The sequence below is a fragment of the Spiroplasma endosymbiont of Melieria omissa genome, from assembly GCF_964031175.1.
Taxonomy (GTDB): domain Bacteria; phylum Bacillota_I; class Bacilli_A; order Mycoplasmatales; family VBWQ01; genus Spiroplasma_E; species Spiroplasma_E ixodetis_A.
Genome location: NZ_OZ035012.1, coordinates 747,785 through 764,739, shown reverse-complemented (window position 1 = coordinate 764,739; position 16,955 = coordinate 747,785). Strand labels below are relative to the sequence as shown.

The following is a 16,955-nucleotide window of genomic DNA, read 5'->3' as shown; positions in this document are numbered from 1 at the left end:
AGAAGATTATGACTAATTTATTATTATCCTCAGTTAATCCAAATGATCCAAAGACTTGATCAACTAGTTTAATAGTTTTAGCAAGCTTAGTAGCTATTGTTGGTATAATTTTGTTTGTTGTTACTATGATTTGATTTTTCACTTGAATTAAGTATTCTTGATTCCATCGTGAAAATAGTGCTAATTTAACTGGTGGCGAGTTATCTCAAAAATATTTAAAAACATACGGTATTAATGCAAAAAGAATAAAATTTAAGGGATTTGGTAATATTAATAGTATTACTGTTGAACCTAGGTTTTTTTATTTAAGGCCATATTTATTTAATAATGGTAATTTTACTTTAAGATTATTACCATGAACTTATAACCGTCGTTCTATTTATACTTTAGCAATGGCAATGGAAAGTACTTGGGCAGTAAGTAGTTCAAATAGTAGTCGTTTTAATACTTTTTGATGAGATTTTTCTCGTAAAATAACATTATTTTTTGTTTTAATTCCTTTTGCACTTGCTATTCTATTTGCTCTTTCACCTGCTAATTCTTGAATTACTTTATCAGCAGCGAGCGCCAATATACTTTCAATTGTTTTATCAATTTTAGGTAGTATTTTATTAATTCTTTTTTCTTCAATGCAAATGATTTTTTATGCTAAATCAAGAAAAGAAATTTGTCAAAATCTTGTTGGTATTTTAAATGAAAAAGAAATACGTGCTATTAATTGAATTTTCCAAATTAAGTTTATTTATTACTTGATTCGTATGATTTATGAAATATTACAACTTATTTTACGTATTGTGATGTATACACAGCAAAATGAGAAATAATAAAAATTTGTACCTAAATTATAGGTACAAATTTTAAATTTAAAATTATATTAAGTTTTATTGATAAAACATTATTTTCAAAACTTTTATAAAATATTCTATTTTAGTAAGTTTTAAAGTTTTGTTTTTTTTAATTTTACATTTAATTACTAAACTAATATTTTTCAATTTCATTTATTATTGTATATTTAAAATTTTATTTTGATAGTTTTACATTTTAAATATACAATAAAATACACTTATTAATTTAATATATATATAGCTAACTAAAGTAATATTTACTCATAAATAATGTAAAATAATAATATGTAATTTAAACAGTTTTTGAATTTAAAAGTACAATTCAGCAATAATTAAAATAGATTAGGAAGATTAAATTATGCCAAAACCATACAGTGAAGACTTACGAAGAAAAGTAATAGAAGCTTATGAAAATAAAAATATGAAAATTAAAGAAATTTGTAAAGTGTTCAATATCACTAGAAAGACTTTATTTTTATGAAAAAAAAGAAAAAAAGAAACTGGGCATATAAAACCAATTTTGAATTATCAAAAAGGACATAGCCACAAAATAAAGGATTTAGATGAATTAAAAAATTATTTAGCAGAAAATAAAGATGTTACAGTTCAAAAAGTAATTGATAAATTTGGAAATATGACTAAAGAAACAGTTTATAACTATTTTAAAAAACTAAATTATACATATAAAAAAAACTTTTCTATATGAACAAAGAGATAAAAATAAACAAGAAGATTTTTTAAAAGAAATAGCTAAAATAATGAATGAAGATTTAGTATATATTGATGAATCTGGAATTGATGATAATGAATTTTATAAATATGGTTGATCTGAAAAAGGTAAAAGATTATTTGATAATAAACCCGCATATAAAATAAAGAGAATGAGTATAATTGGTTCACTAAATAAAGGTAAATTAAAAGCCTTATGAGCATTTGAAGGACATTGCAATAGTAAAATTTTTGAATCATATGTTAAAAATAAACTAATTCCAGTATTAAAGCGTGGACAAATTATAGTTTTAGATAATGCAACGTTTCATAAATCTAAATTAACACAACAATTAATTGAAAATGCTGGATGCAAACTATTATTTCTTCCGCCATATTCTCCTAATTTAAATCCAATTGAACATTTTTGATTTGCTATAAAACATAATATAAGAACCTGTTTAGGATCTTTTTAATAGAATTTAACTAAAACAAGAAATAATCATTTATAAATAGGTACTTAACCAATAATTTATTTTCTTTTTCATTTTTTTGTTAAAAAGATTTTATCATTTGAAAACTTATCGACTAAAAATCTATTTTTTATTATAAAATAACCATTATAATATAAATTTTATTAAAAATTAATCAAAAAAGATCCTAAACAGGTTCTAAGAAAAATATTACCAAATTATTGACCAAATATTAAAAAAGCGATTGATTTTGTTTTTCAAGATATGAGTAAACATTACTTTAGTTAGCTATATATATATTCATTAGTAATTTTTTGTATATTTATTGCAAAAATATAAAAAAAGGTTTTAAATGTTAACTATGAGACAGAAAAAAGAATATTTTAAGTTAAGGAGAATACTGAATGCAAAGTAAGTCTGCTATTAATATATATTCAAAAATTAATAAATTAAAAATAGTTTTATTACTTGCTAAAATTTTTATCAGAAATGGTATTGGAGTATTTTATATTAAAAAGTTTGTTGTAACGAGTATTATCCAAGATAAAAAAATATGTTCTTACTTAATCAATCAAATTTTGAAAGAATGGAATTCTAAAAAAGAATATATTATTTCACTAGAAAAATATTTAAAACAACTTTCAGTTTAACAATTTATTAACAAAATAATTACTTGCTGTTAAATTAAATAAAGATATTAGGAACTGAAAGGAAGAAAACATATCATGGCTATTAATTTAAAAGGCAGAAATTTTATTTGTTTATTAGATTTTACTTCAGAAGAAATTTATTACTTATTAGAATTAGCTGCTACTTTAAAAATTGCAAAACAAAAAGGAATAGAAAAACAGTCGTTAAAAGGCTATAGTGTTGCTTTATTATATCGAAAAGATTCATTACGAACAAGAAGCGCGTTTGAAGTTGCTGCTTGTGATTTAGGAATGCATTCAACATATTTTGATCCAACTAGTAGTAAATTAGGAATTAAAGAATCAATTGTTGATACCGCTAAATTTCTTGGTAGAATTTATAATGGTATTCAATTTCGTGGATATAAACAAACTGATGTTGAAGAATTAGCTGAAAATGCCGGTGTTCCAATATGAAATGGCTTAACTGATTTATATCATCCAACACAAATGCTAGCCGATATTATGACAATTCAAGAGTGTAAAAAAAATAAAGATGTTAAAGGTATTAAATTTGTTTATTTTGGAGATGCTCGTTTTAATATGGCTAATAGTTATATGATTATTAGTGCAAAATTAGGAATGAATTTAGTAATTTGTGCTAATAAAAATTTATGACCATATCCTCAACTATTAAAACAATGTCAAGAAATTGCTCAAGAAACGGGTGGCTCTATTATTTTAACAGAAGATTATAAAACAGCAAGTAAAGATGCTGACGTAGTTGCTACTGATGTTTGAACATCTGTATGTGAAGATAAAGTTTTATTAAAACAACGAATTAAAGAATTAATGCCATATCAAGTTAATAATGAAAAAATGAAAATTGCAAAATCAGATGTTATATTTTTACATTCTTTACCAAGTTTTCATGATGGTAATACACAAATTACTCAAGATATTGTTAAACAATATGGTGGAACAGGTGAATTAGAAGTTACTGATGAAGTATTTCGATCTTCTGCATCAAAGGTATTTCAACAATCAGAAAATTGTTTACATACTATTAAAGCTGTAATGTTAGCAACTTTGAAAGGATAATATATGAGATTATATTAAAAATGAAAAGAAGTTTTAATTATTTTATTATTTAATAAACTTATTTCCATTAATTAGTTTTTATTATTTTTATTTTAGAATATTAAATATATTAATTAATTGTTTAATAAAATATTAATGTTAGTTTTTATGTTAAGATATTAGTAATTAATTTTATTAACTCAAATTAGAAAAATAGGAGTAAATTATGATAAGACAAGAAGGAATATCAGAAGATAGTAGACAACAATTAATATATAATTATCAAGGATTAAATATATGAAAAAAAGTGAGTATTATTAGTAGTGGGTTTTTGCTTAGTACAATACCAGGAATTGGTATAACATATTTATGTAATGAAAAAATTGTTAAAGCACTTGGTAGTAATGAAAATTTATTTTTATTACCAATTCGAATGCTAATGGGTGCTGTTACTAGTTCATTATTAGTATTATTTACTATGGGACCATTTGTATACAAAAAATTATTTCCTGAATGATATGAGAAGAAAGCAGAAGCAAGGTATATAAATAAAACTATTAGTGAAATTGAAAATTTAAGAAATGATTTTGTAAATATAAATAATAACTGAAATGAAAATAATACAGTTAGCTTAATAGAAATATTAACAAAATTGAACAATAAAAAAGAAGAATTACAAAATAAAGAAAAACCATTAATGTTTCAATGAGAATTGGAAAGAATGGTAGATAACTTAATTATTGATGTTAATAATCAATTAATTAGATTTGATCCTATTTCAATTAGAGCAATTAATGATATGTTGGATAATTGAGATAATAATTCAGAATTAAATGATAGTAGTCAATCTTTAATTTGTTATTAAAAATGTTATTCTTTTTTTTAATTTAAAAGAATAACATTAGTTAATTTATTTAAAAGTTTTTATATATTATATACTACTTTTTGTGCTAGTTTATTTTTTACTATTTGTGAGTTTTCAGAATTAAGAAACTTATATTTTTTTTCATCTTTTATTTCTTCTATTTCTTCAGGACTTTGTTCTTTAGTGTTTGTACTAGTATCAATAATAAAAGAACTTAAATTTTGTTGTGATTGGGTTGGTGTGCTATCATAGTAAATATCAGAAAGTAGCGTTAACGTGTCTGCTTGTTGATCTTCAAATTCCAAAAGACTTGTAGTATCACTTTTTTGATTATTTGCTATGAAAAGACTTGTATATATATTTTCAATTTGTTCAGTTAATTTAATTTTTATTAAAACATTATTGTTATTTTTTAATGATACTGTGCTTATTAAGTCTGTTCCTTTTAATAGTGCTTGTTCTTGATTAAGTTGCAAACCATTTAATAATGGTATTGATTTTCCATATTTTTCTTTAGTTTTTGTTATTCGTTGCTCATAGATTTTCTTATATTTTTTCAAAAATATTATTGCTTCATTTTTTGTTTTAAAATAATATTTATTAGAATTATTTTCAAGATTATGTTGTGAGAGATAGTAAGAAGTTAAGTCTATATCTTGTGCATATATTGTAATTTCAATAAAATTAATTTTAAAATTTTCAATTTTTTCTATAAGTAAATTTATTCTGTCAATAAAAACTAAATTTTCTTTTATTTTATTTATTTTTTTCTTAGTTTTTTTTTGTTTAATTTCCATAAATAATTGTTTTAACATTATCTTATTTTTCCCTTTCAATTTTTTTTATTAAAAATATGTTTAGTATCGTAATTACTAATAGATTGTTTCTTATTGCAGTTAAGTTTTGGCACATAGTCAACAAATGAGTTTTTAGTTGATGTCTATCAATAATATAAATAACTTATTTTTATAATGAGGAGTTGTTATTTATACTTGTTAAAGATTGATTTGAAAAATTTCCTAATTCCATTGAATTAATTTTATCAATATTTAAATTTGATTCGATTTTTTTTATCTAAATTTAATTTTCCATAAATAGCTAAACTTAAAACATCATTGCACATGCCTAAAATAGTTTTATTTACAAATTTGGCAGTAATTGTTTTTTCAGCAATAGAACCATCTCCATCACCTTTGTAGGGCTTATTTAAATCTAAATTCATATTTGTTAAATCAATTCCATACAAATGTCATTCTTTGGTACTTATTTTGTTTGAATAATGTTACCTAAATAATAAATTTTTGCTTTTGTATTATTAACATTAATATTAGCTTCTTCTTTCATTTCATTTATTACTGTTGTGTTAAGATCTTTTTTTCTACTCCCCCAGTAATAGTGCTATATTCACTAATTTGTTTACTTTTAAATAACGGATTATTTTTTTTAACTAGTAAATAATAATATTCATTATCTTTTAAAACATAAGGTAATATAGCAACTCCTTTATTATTAGTTCAAAGCTCTTCAACACCACAGTAAAAGTCTTCTTTAATTAATTTTACGAAAGTAGTTCCTTCATTTGTACATGTACCATTAAAAAATGTTGAATTTTTTAAGTTACTATTAATATTTCTTTTTTATGACGATGTTTATGATTAAAAATTTCGGCTTGTTTTAAATTAATTGGTAGTTGTTGTAAATTGGTTAATGATTCTTGTAAGGTTGTTGGGTTACTTAATGATTTTATTGGCATAGATTGTACTTTTTGTTTTTCATTATGAAATAATGGAATAATTAATATTCATAATTTAAATAAAAAACTTGGATTAAAATATTTCATTTTAACATCCCTTTCAAAATAATAATTAATAAAATATATCTAAAATTATGTATTTATTTTAACATTTTTTTATTTTTCTTAGGATATTTGCTTTTATCATAATAAACATGGTATATAATTTAAAGCAAGATTACTATACTTTTGTAAATGAAATTTAAATATATATAGCTAACTAAAGTAATATTTACTCATAAATAATGTAAAATAATAATATGTAATTTAAACAGTTTTTGAATTTAAAAGTACAATTCAGCAATAATTAAAATAGATTAGGAAGATTAAATTATGCCAAAACCATACAGTGAAGACTTACGAAGAAAAGTAATAGAAGCTTATGAAAGTAAAAATATGAAAATTAAAGAAATTTTTAAAGTGTTCAATATCACTAGAAAGACTTTATTTTTATGAAGAAAAAGAAAAAAAGAAACTGGGCATATAAAACCAATTTTGAATTATCAAAAAGGACATAGCCACAAAATAAAGGATTTAGATGAATTAAAAAATTATTTAGCAGAAAATAAAGATGTTACAGTTCAAAAAGTAATTGATAAATTTGGAAATATGACTAAAGAAACAGTTTATAACTATTTTAAAAAACTAAATTATACATATAAAAAAAACTTTTCTATATGAACAAAGAGATAAAAATAAACAAGAAGATTTTTTAAAAGAAATAGCTAAAATAATGAATGAAGATTTAGTATATATTGATGAATCTGGAATTGATGATAATGAATTTTATAAATATGGTTGATCTGAAAAAGGTAAAATATTATTTGATAATAAACCCGCATATAAAATAAAGAGAATGAGTATAATTGGTTCACTAAATAAAGGTAAATTAAAAGCCTTATGAGCATTTGAAGGACATTGCAATAGTAAAATTTTTGAATCATATGTTAAAAATAAACTAATTCCAGTATTAAAGCGTGGACAAATTATAGTTTTAGATAATGCAACGTTTCATAAATCTAAATTAACACAACAATTAATTGAAAATGCTGGATGCAAACTATTATTTCTTCCGCCATATTCTCCTAATTTAAATCCAATTGAACATTTTTGATTTGCTATAAAACATAATATAAGAAAAATATTACCAAATTATTGACCAAATATTAAAAAAGCGATTGATTTTGTTTTTCAAGATATGAGTAAACATTACTTTAGTTAGCTATATAATAAAGCACAAATAATAGTAATAATAACACCATTTATAAAAAATAAATTAATAATTGGTAGAGCTAAATTACTTCATTTTTGAGAATTATTTTTTCACTTAATAACAAGTACACTACTTAAAGTTTGATATTTATTTCAAGTAGTGGTTTCATTAAAATCACGACTTTTTAATTTTAAAATATTTTTTTTAAAATTATAGTTAAGATATTTAAAAGTAAATTTACTTTTAAATATTTGACAATTAATATTTTCATTGGATAATGCTTGTTGATAGCTAGGTTTTAATTTAGTATCATTTTTTTTAGTTTTTAAAATAATAATTAATCAAAAAAAAATTGGAATAATTGAAATATTAAAACCATCGCAATTAAAAATAAACTAATAAGAATAAAAACACTTGTTGTTTGATCTTGAGTAATCATATATTTTCACTATTTATTTTCTATAGCATTAATACCAAGTAAATCCTTACCTTCTAGATATTCTAATGAAGCACCCCCACCAGTTGAAATATGGCTAAATTTATTTTCATATCCAAATTTAACTGCTGCTGCTGCACTATCACCACCGCCAATTAGTGTAAATGCACCTTTTAATTGTGAAATAGTTTTACAAATATTTTTTGTTCCATTAACAAAGTTACTCATTTCAAAAACTCCTAATGGTCCATTTCAAAAAACAGTTTTAGCATTAATTAAAGTATTTTCAAATAATTTAATTGTTTTTGGACCAATATCCATTCCTTCATATCCATCATCAATATTTTCATTAGTAGTAATTTTACCTTTGATATCCTTAAATTCCGGAGCAATTACAAAGTCAATAGGTAGTATTAATTTTTCTTTTCCTAATTCAATAATTTCTTTAGCAATATCAATTTTATCTTTTTCTAATAATGAATCACCAATTTTATAATTCAATGCTTTCATAAAAGTATAAGCCATACCACCACCAACAAGAACTTTATCAGCTTTTGTTAATAATTGTTTGATAACATCAATTTTATCTGATACTTTAGCACCACCAAGTACTGCTATAAAAGGATGTTCTGGATTAACGGTGATTTTATTAAGCATTGTTAATTCTTTTTCAATTAATAAACCAACACAACTATTTTTGATATTAGTAGCAATACCAACATTAGATGCATGAGCACGGTGTGCAGTACCAAAAGCATCATTAACAAATACATCACCTAAATGTGCTCAATATTTACCTAATTCGGGATTATTAGTAGATTCTTTATTACCATTTAAATCTTCAAAACGAGTATTTTCTATTAAAAGTAATTCTTTGTTTTTAAGATTATTAATAGCTGTTTCAAGATTTGTACCACGAGTTTCATTAATGAATGTTACATTTTCTTTTAAGATTTCATTTAGTCTTTTTGCAACAGGCGCTAAAGTATTCTTCGCTTTATCAGCTTCAGATTTAATTCTTCCAAGATGTGATAACATGATTATTTTTGCATCTTGATTTTGTAAATACTTAATAGTTTCGATGCTTGCTTTTATTCTTGTATCATCGGTAATTTTATTATTTTCTAATGGAACATTGAAGTCAAAACGAACAATAACTTTTTTATTTTTAAAATCAAGATCCTTTAATGTTTTTTTATTCATATAATTTTCATCTCCTTTTTTCATATTATAATTTTAATATATTTTTAAAACGATTAATAAAAATGCATCTTGTAATTGGTAAGATGCATTTTTGTAGTTTAATATTTTAATTAAACTATTTAAAAATTATTTTAGCTTTGCTAAGTGTATTACTGTTCTTACTAATTGTGATACATATGACATTTCATTATCATATCAAGCAAAAACTTTAACAATTTGTTTGCCTTCAACTTCAATAACTTTTGTTAATGTTGCATCAAAAATTGAACCAAAACTTGAACTAATAATATCAGTTGAAACAATTGGATCTTCATTATAAGCAAATGATTCGCTACTATGTTTTTTCATTGCTGCATTAACTTGTTCAACAGTAACATTTTTCTTTAATTCAATTGTTAAATCAACAATTGAACCAGTAATAATTGGAACACGCATTGCTGAACCATCTAGTTTTCCTTTAACAGAAGGGATAACTAAACCAATAGCTGCAGCAGCACCTGTAGCTGCAGGAACAATATTAGACATAGCACTACGTCCTCTTCTGAAATCTGAATGTTCTAAGTCTAGTAAACGTTGGTCATTAGTTGCAGCATGAACTGTTGTCATTCATCCTTTAATAATTCCAAATTCTGATTCTAGAGCATGAACAACAGGAGCAAGACAATTAGTAGTACATGAAGCACCAGAAATAATATTATCAGTACTTTTTAGAATATCATGGTTAACATTATAAACAATAGTTTTTAAGTCTCCTTTAGCGGGTGCTGAAATCACAACTTTTTTAGCTCCAGCATCAATATGTGCTTGTGCTAATTTTTTTGTTGTAAAACGTCCAGTTGCTTCAATTACGATATCAACTGCATTGGCTTTTCATGGTAATGCTTTTGGGTCTTTTTCTTGACAAACTTTAATTATTTTACCATCAACATTAATAGTATTTTTTGATTTGTCTGCTTTGATTTTTCCGTGTTTTCAAGTTCTATGTGCTGAATCATATTGTAATAGATATGCTAGGGCTTCTACATTTCCTAAATCATTGATAGCAACAATATCAATTTCTTTTTTGTCAAATAATTGACGGAAGGCAAGGCGCCCAATGCGCCCAAATCCATTAATTGCAATTTTAATTGCCATTATTAAGTCACTCCTTTTGTGTGTTTGTTTTTTTATATTGATTAATGACTAGGTATATTATAAACAAATATTGTTAATATTTGTCATAAAATATGGATTTATTTATAAAACATTTATTTTATTAGTAAATTATTTCCTTTATTTTAATTATAGTTTTCATTATTTTATTTTTTATGAAAAATACTATATTTTATATTGGTATATATTCTATTTCATTATTAATATTGTCAATATTATTATTTTCAATTGTAGTTTGTGATTCTTCAACAGTTAATTCAATTGGTATAGTTAAAGTTTGAATACGTTCTAATAAGCGTTTAACTTTAATTTCTTCTGATTTACTATTTTTTAAATAATAATGTTGATATAGTTCACTAATGCTATAGTTAGAATTAATAAATGTAGTTTTTAATGGTAAAATTCGTGCATTAAGAATACTAAATAATAATTCATCACGCTCTCAAGCGCTAACGGTTTCACCGCCTAAATCATCAATAAATAATAAGTCACATGATTTTAATTGTTCAATTTGTTGATTAGTATCAGTATCATTTTTAAAACTTTTTTTAATGTCCATAACAAATTCAGGTCATACAATAAAACAAACAGTTTGATTTTTTTGAATTAATTTATTTGCAAATAAGATAAAAATAAAAGTTTTGCCACTACCTGTGTCACCATATAAGTATAAACCTTGATAACTTTTGTGTTTTAAAGATTGATGTAAATACTGGATGATTTCTTTTCTTGCATTAGTTGAGGCATTAAAATTTTTACTTCATGAAAGTGATAAAAGTTTATCATCATAGTATTTAATTAAAAAATTATTATGTACTTGTTGTTGGACAGATCTATTAATAGAATGAAGACAATCTGTTAGTACTAAACTTATTTTTTGATTAGGTAACATTACTAGTTTATAACGATATCCTTTAACATTTTGTAGACATTTGCTAAGATTCTCTCGTTTTTTACATAAATTGTAGCTATCAATATAAGTTTTTAATAATTCAACATATGGTTCTAGTTTGCTGTTAGTTAAGTTGTTTTTTTTAATAAAGTCATGAAGTTCAGCATTGTTAATGTTTTCTTTTAAGATAGTTGTCGCTTTAAGTTTCATGATAATCATTTCCTTACTTAATAATAGTGTCTTTTAATAATTAAATTAATGGGCATCAAATTCCTTTAAAATATTCTTTATTTCTTCTTGAGTTAATGTTATATCTTTTTTATTAATATTATCAACCTTATATTTTTTAATTAATTTTTTATTGAAATTATTTATTGTTGATTGTTCTGTAGTAGATCATAATGATTCTTGTTGAAATTGTTGCTGTGGATTTTTTTTGCTACGAGCATAAGCAAGTTTTAAATGAGATAAAGCATCATCAATATTATTAATTTGATTTTCTTGAAAGGTTTCAGCAATTTTAATAATATAGTTTGGTTCTAAACGTTTATTATTTTTAAATCAAACATATTCAATTAAGCAGTTAATTACAACATTATTTAATTGAAAGTTATTAGTTAATATTTCTAATGTTGTTTTTAATTTATCAGTTGGTATTTTACCAGTTAAATTTTTTAAATATTCTTCAGGTAATTTTTGTTGCATTAAATTTAATGTGGTATTAATAACATCAGAATTATCTTTAGATATAATTGTATTACCATTAGAATTTAAATTAACTTTCATAGTGTTAATTTGATTTTTATTTTGAAATGAATAAATTGGTCTAGAGATTGATGTTTGTTCTTGTTTAGCATAAATATTATTAAGTGCTGTTTTTAATTTTAAAGATTGAGGGATAGTATTTTCCTGTTGAGTAATACTAACATAATTTTCTGTAATTTCAATATCATTTTTCAAAAAATAAAATTTTTGTCTTTCGTAATTTAAAGTTCCTAATTGTTTAAGTAGTTCTGAGTTTAAATGGGTATTAGCAAAAAAATCATCAGCAGATAAGGGAGAACACAATTGATAAATGTAAGTAGATTTTAAAGAATAGTAGTAAGTATTAATAAGGTTAACAGATTCAAGTTGTTGGAAAGCAACAAGTAATTGAGTGGAAGTTATTTTTAATAAAGATTTAATTCGTCCGTGATTGAAATCAAGATTAATACGTTTTGTTAATAACTTTTCTTGAACTAAAGTTAAATATAAATTTATTGCTTCAATACCAATTATTGGTTGATATAACATAAATAAAATTTGGTAATCTTCGTTACTAATATATTCTGATTGGTTCAACTTAAAAATATCAATATCATTTATTGTTCTGTTCATATTCATTCCCTAACTTTCTTTTTACTATCCATTTCTTTCATGGTATGATAATTATATGCACATAAAGAATATAAATAAAGTGAAATGATTAAAACACATACTTATCCACATTTATTCCACTTTTTTTTATTAAAAATATTCTTTATTAATATATACTTTTGAGTTTTCCACAGTTAATATTTAATTTGACAGTGATTACAAAAGTAAGTTCCGCGAAGGTTTATTTTTATTTTTTTGATAATAGTATGGCATTTAAAACAAGGCATTTTTGCTCTAGTATGAACTTGTAATTCTTGTTGATAGTAACCTGTTACACCAAGGCTTGAAGTATAACTACTAATTGTTGATCCACCAAGTTTTATTGATTTATTAAGCACAAATCTTGCTTTATTAATGATTTCTTGTAATTGTTTAAGTGTTAAGTTTTTAGTAATGCTTTGCGGATGGATACTAGCATAAAATAATACTTCATCTGCATAAATATTTCCTAAACCACTCATAACATTTTGTTCTAATAATGTTGCTTTAATACTTTGACTTTTATTTTTTCATTTATTTTTTAAATATTCAGCAGTAACATTTTTATTAAAAGGTTCTGGACCAATATTAATATAAGGTTTTATTTTTTGATATTCATTTTTAGTTTGTAAATGAAAAGTTCCAAACTGTCTTGTGTCATGATATCTTAATTCGTATTTATTGTCTAATTCTAATATTAATAAGACATGTTTTCAATTTATTGATTGATTATTTTGTTGAAAATAATATTTTCCTTCCATTCGTAAATGACTTAATAATACATAATCATCTAATATAAATATTAATAATTTACCAACTCTTTGAACATCATTTATTGTTTGTCCAATAATTTGTTTTGTGAATTGTTCAATACTTGGTGTTTTGATAATTTTATTTAAAAGAATTCTAACACCAATAATTTTATGATTAGTTAAAAGTGGTTGTAAAGTTTTGCGAACAGTTTCAACTTCGGGTAATTCTGGCATTTTTATTTTCCTTCCAATAAAATATAATAAACTAATTTATTTTAAATATTAATAAATTTTTAAAAATTTATTTTAATTCAAATCAGTTATCACCAATACTAGTATTAATTAATAAGGGAACTTTTAATTTAGTAACATTAGACATAATTTTAGTAATTTTAGTAATAACATCATTAACTTTATTATCTTCAACTTCAAAAATTAATTCATCATGAATTTGTGCAATTAATATTGCATCAATATTTTGTTTTTTTATTTCTTCATAAATTTTATTCATTGCTAATTTTAAAATATCAGCAGCACTACCTTGAATTGGCATATTCATTGCTATTCGTTTACCAAAATTTTGAATCACCTTATTTTTATTTGTAATTTCCATTACTTCTCTTCTACGATTAAAAATTGTTTGAACGTATCCATTTTTTTCACAAAAATCAATTATATTATTAATATAACTTTTAATTTTTGGAAAAACCGAAAAATATTTATTAATAAATATTTTAGCATCTTCAACTTTAATTCCTATTTGTTGTGATAAACCAAAACTAGAAATGCCATAAACAATGCCAAAATTAATAGCTTTTGCATTTTGTCTTTGTTCGTTAGTAACTTCTGCTAAAGGTATATTTAATATTTTACTTGCAGTTTCGCGATGAATATCATGCTTTTGCTGAAAAGCTTTAATTAAATTTTCATCTTCACTAATATGAGCTAATATTCTTAATTCAATTTGCGAATAATCACAGGATAGTATTTTAGTATGTGGTTTGCTTGGAATAAAGATTTTGCGAACTTCTCTTTGTTCTTTATCACGAATACTAATATTTTGCATATTAGGATCTAATGAAGATAACCTGCCAGTACTGGTTTGCACTTGATTATAAATGCTATGAATTTTACCATCATCAAAAATATATTTTTGTAAACCAAGTAAGTAAGTGGAATATAATTTTTGTAATTTACGATATTCTAAAAGAATATCGATGATTGGATGTTGATTTTTTAAACTAATTAAAACTTCAAAAGCAGTACTACCTTTTTTATAATTAGGTAATTTTAATTCTTTAAATAAGTATTCACTAATTTGTTTTGGTGAATTTGGATTTAAATTACTATTACTTTCTTTTTTAATTTGTAATTCTAAATCTTGAATTTTTAGTAAAGTTTTATCAGTTAGTAGTTTTAATTTTTTTTGATCAATGTTAACACCATTACACTCCATATTTACTAATACAAAAGCAGCAGGTAGTTCAATCTCTTGATATAAATTTCAGTTATTAGTATCTTTTAATTTTTTTATAAGAATGAGATGAGAATCTGTTAAAAAATTTAATTTTTTTTCTAAAAAAATAGCTATTTCTTTTTCATCATTGGGAATATTTTTTTTAATACCTTTGCCATAGAAATCATCAGCGCTTAAATTATCTTTAACATTGACATTGAGCATAACAGCAATGTTTTCTGGTAATATTTTTTCATTAGCATAAAGAAGGTAAGCAGCTAACATATGGTCAAAAATAATATTATTTATTATTAATTTTAAACGTAGTCCTGCGATAATAACCTTTTTTAAATCTCAAGTTATTTTTTGTAGTTTTTTATTTTGTAAGAAATGTTGAAAATTAGAACAATTAATTGCATTGATTTTATTAATATAAAATGTTCCTTTTTTATTTTTAATACCAAAACCAATAATATTATCACGATTATAATTATCACCAAAAATTTCTAATCATAAGTAATTTGAATCACAATTTCATTCTTGACTTCACTTATTTATAATTTGAACGTGAGATGTACTATTTTTATTAGTTTTAGGATTAGTGTCTTGTGTTAATAAAGAGTTCATATTATATTGTTTGTAAAAGTCTTGTAACTTTTCATTATTTAAATTTTCAACATTATAATTAAACGTTTCTAAATTACCAGTAATTGGTGTATTTAAATTAAGTTGTGCTAGTTGTTTACAAATAATACCATTATTAAAGTTAAGTTTAATTAGTTTACTAACATTTGGTTTTAATTGTTCTACATTTTCAATAATGTTTTCTAATGTGTCATATTTTTTTAATAAACTAATAGCAGTTTTTTGACCAATTCCTTTAATGCCAGGTAAATTATCAGAACTATCACCCATTAATCCCTTTAAATCGGTAACTTGATAAGGTAATAATTCATATTCTGATTGAAATGTAGAAATAGTAATAACCTTTAAATCACTCATCCCTTTTTGTGGATTAAGAATTTTAATATTGTTATCTAATAGTTGTAATAAATCTTTATCACTACTCATAATATCAATTTGATAATTACTAGCAACTTTATTTTTAACAATGCTGCCAATAATATCATCAGCTTCATAATTATTTATTTGTCCCCAAGGAATTTGTGCTAAGTCTAAAAATATTTTAACTAAATTAAATTGTTCAATTAACTCAACCGGAGTTTCACTTCTTTTTCCTTTATATGTTGCTAAAGTTTCATGACGAAATGTTTTACGACCAGCATCAAATGCAACAAAAACACTAGCATAGTTGTTAGATTTTAAGTACTTAGTCAACATTCTAATAAAAGCATAGACGGCATTAGTTGGAATACCCTGTAGCGAATGTAGATTAACTCCTTGGTATGCAGTAGCATAATATGCTTTAAATAATAAATTGTTACCATCAATAATTAATGCTTTTTTCATTTATTCACCTAATTTCATAAAATTATTATAACAATAAGTAAATATAACTTCATATAAAATTAAAAAATTAGCATATAAAAAAAACAAGATTTTTTCTTGCTATCGAACAATAATTAAGTTACAGATTTAATTGTGTAGAAAACATTATAAATATAAGGTTTTAGGGTTAATTTTAAGAGAATTATTATATTTATAGTGATTAGAGTTCTGTAACTTAATTATTTAAATATTAAGGATATTTATAAATAGATCCTTAATATTTATTATAACATTCAATTTTTAATTTTTAAATTCATTTTTTCTTTTTTATATATAAAAAACAAGAGCTTTTCAGCTCTTGTCTACACAAGAATTATTGCTAAGATAATATGTCATTTATAAAAAAAAAGGGGGGGTTATTTATAAATAAAACTTAAGGTTATTGGGGTTATAGAGTTTAAATTAGGGGTTTTAGATTAATTTTAAATTTTTTATATTTAAAAATATTATAATTGAATAATGTTTTGACATATTACTTTAATTTTAAAGGACCTAGGCTATCTAAATCCTTATAAGAATAATAACAAATAATATTTAAATTGCAAGGAAATTTGT

At 23.0% G+C, this 16,955-nt stretch carries 17 protein-coding genes; 8 read left to right on the top strand and 9 right to left on the bottom strand.

All coding sequences use genetic code 4. The features are described 5' to 3' along the window. Nucleotides 1–8 precede the first annotated feature (8 nt). From ACQH26_RS05060 to ACQH26_RS05035, 6 genes are all read left to right on the top strand, one after another. Nucleotides 9–824: a hypothetical protein gene (locus ACQH26_RS05060; protein WP_425383022.1), complete on the top strand. Its 816-nt coding sequence runs from the start codon at nucleotides 9–11 to the stop codon at nucleotides 822–824. A 379-nt stretch (nucleotides 825–1,203) separates the two neighbouring features. Then, nucleotides 1,204–1,563 (top strand): helix-turn-helix domain-containing protein, encoded by a 360-nt coding sequence (locus tag ACQH26_RS05055; protein ID WP_425381978.1) that lies wholly within the window; start codon nucleotides 1,204–1,206, stop codon nucleotides 1,561–1,563. Nucleotides 1,564–1,603: 40 nt separating this feature from the next. After that, the gene (locus ACQH26_RS05050; protein WP_425381899.1) at nucleotides 1,604–2,029 is read left to right on the top strand and encodes an IS630 family transposase; all 426 of its coding nucleotides are present in this window, start codon (nucleotides 1,604–1,606) and stop codon (nucleotides 2,027–2,029) included. A gap of 401 nt (nucleotides 2,030–2,430) precedes the next feature. Then, complete coding sequence (locus ACQH26_RS05045; RefSeq protein WP_338961939.1) at nucleotides 2,431–2,676, top strand: hypothetical protein; 246 nt, start codon at nucleotides 2,431–2,433, stop codon at nucleotides 2,674–2,676. A gap of 75 nt (nucleotides 2,677–2,751) precedes the next feature. Beyond that, a complete protein-coding gene (argF, locus tag ACQH26_RS05040) occupies nucleotides 2,752–3,756 on the top strand; it encodes an ornithine carbamoyltransferase (protein ID WP_425383021.1) in 1,005 nt (334 codons plus the stop codon). Nucleotides 3,757–3,961: 205 nt separating this feature from the next. Then, nucleotides 3,962–4,600, top strand: coding sequence for a hypothetical protein (locus tag ACQH26_RS05035; RefSeq protein WP_425383020.1), 639 nt, complete (start codon nucleotides 3,962–3,964; stop codon nucleotides 4,598–4,600). A 59-nt stretch (nucleotides 4,601–4,659) separates the two neighbouring features. On the opposite strand, the gene ACQH26_RS05030 is transcribed toward ACQH26_RS05035, so the two are convergent. The 3 genes from ACQH26_RS05030 to ACQH26_RS05020 all read right to left on the bottom strand — a co-directional run bounded on the left by ACQH26_RS05030 (nucleotide 4,660) and on the right by ACQH26_RS05020 (nucleotide 6,440). After that, nucleotides 4,660–5,397 (bottom strand): hypothetical protein, encoded by a 738-nt coding sequence (locus tag ACQH26_RS05030; RefSeq protein WP_425383019.1) that lies wholly within the window; start codon nucleotides 5,395–5,397, stop codon nucleotides 4,660–4,662. 242 nt (nucleotides 5,398–5,639) lie between these two features. Beyond that, a complete protein-coding gene (locus ACQH26_RS05025; RefSeq protein WP_425383018.1) occupies nucleotides 5,640–5,822 on the bottom strand; it encodes a hypothetical protein in 183 nt (60 codons plus the stop codon). 390 nt (nucleotides 5,823–6,212) lie between these two features. Continuing rightward, nucleotides 6,213–6,440 carry a hypothetical protein gene (locus tag ACQH26_RS05020; RefSeq protein ID WP_425383017.1) on the bottom strand — a complete coding sequence of 76 codons (228 nt, stop codon included), beginning with the start codon at nucleotides 6,438–6,440 and terminating at the stop codon, nucleotides 6,213–6,215. A 285-nt stretch (nucleotides 6,441–6,725) separates the two neighbouring features. Here ACQH26_RS05020 and ACQH26_RS05015 point away from each other — a divergent pair, with 285 nt between their 5' ends. Continuing rightward, nucleotides 6,726–7,085, top strand: a complete 360-nt coding sequence (locus tag ACQH26_RS05015; protein ID WP_425383016.1) for an IS630 transposase-related protein — start codon at nucleotides 6,726–6,728, stop codon at nucleotides 7,083–7,085. Between the two features lie 40 nt (nucleotides 7,086–7,125). Then, complete coding sequence (locus ACQH26_RS05010; RefSeq protein WP_425381884.1) at nucleotides 7,126–7,614, top strand: IS630 family transposase; 489 nt, start codon at nucleotides 7,126–7,128, stop codon at nucleotides 7,612–7,614. Between the two features lie 439 nt (nucleotides 7,615–8,053). On the opposite strand, the gene ACQH26_RS05005 is transcribed toward ACQH26_RS05010, so the two are convergent. The 6 genes from ACQH26_RS05005 to polA all read right to left on the bottom strand — a co-directional run bounded on the left by ACQH26_RS05005 (nucleotide 8,054) and on the right by polA (nucleotide 16,361). Further along, nucleotides 8,054–9,244: a phosphoglycerate kinase gene (locus ACQH26_RS05005; protein WP_425383015.1), complete on the bottom strand. Its 1,191-nt coding sequence runs from the start codon at nucleotides 9,242–9,244 to the stop codon at nucleotides 8,054–8,056. Nucleotides 9,245–9,370: 126 nt separating this feature from the next. Further along, complete coding sequence (gene gap, locus ACQH26_RS05000; protein ID WP_425383014.1) at nucleotides 9,371–10,378, bottom strand: type I glyceraldehyde-3-phosphate dehydrogenase; 1,008 nt, start codon at nucleotides 10,376–10,378, stop codon at nucleotides 9,371–9,373. Between the two features lie 190 nt (nucleotides 10,379–10,568). After that, a complete protein-coding gene (locus ACQH26_RS04995) occupies nucleotides 10,569–11,498 on the bottom strand; it encodes an ATP-binding protein (RefSeq protein WP_281748610.1) in 930 nt (309 codons plus the stop codon). Nucleotides 11,499–11,543: 45 nt separating this feature from the next. Further along, entirely contained in the window at nucleotides 11,544–12,671 is a 1,128-nt protein-coding gene (locus tag ACQH26_RS04990; protein WP_425383013.1) for a DnaD domain protein, read from the bottom strand. Nucleotides 12,672–12,838: 167 nt separating this feature from the next. Further along, nucleotides 12,839–13,669: a DNA-formamidopyrimidine glycosylase gene (gene mutM, locus ACQH26_RS04985; protein ID WP_425383012.1), complete on the bottom strand. Its 831-nt coding sequence runs from the start codon at nucleotides 13,667–13,669 to the stop codon at nucleotides 12,839–12,841. 67 nt (nucleotides 13,670–13,736) lie between these two features. After that, nucleotides 13,737–16,361, bottom strand: a complete 2,625-nt coding sequence (polA, locus tag ACQH26_RS04980) for a DNA polymerase I (protein WP_425383011.1) — start codon at nucleotides 16,359–16,361, stop codon at nucleotides 13,737–13,739. Nucleotides 16,362–16,955: the final 594 nt, after the last annotated feature.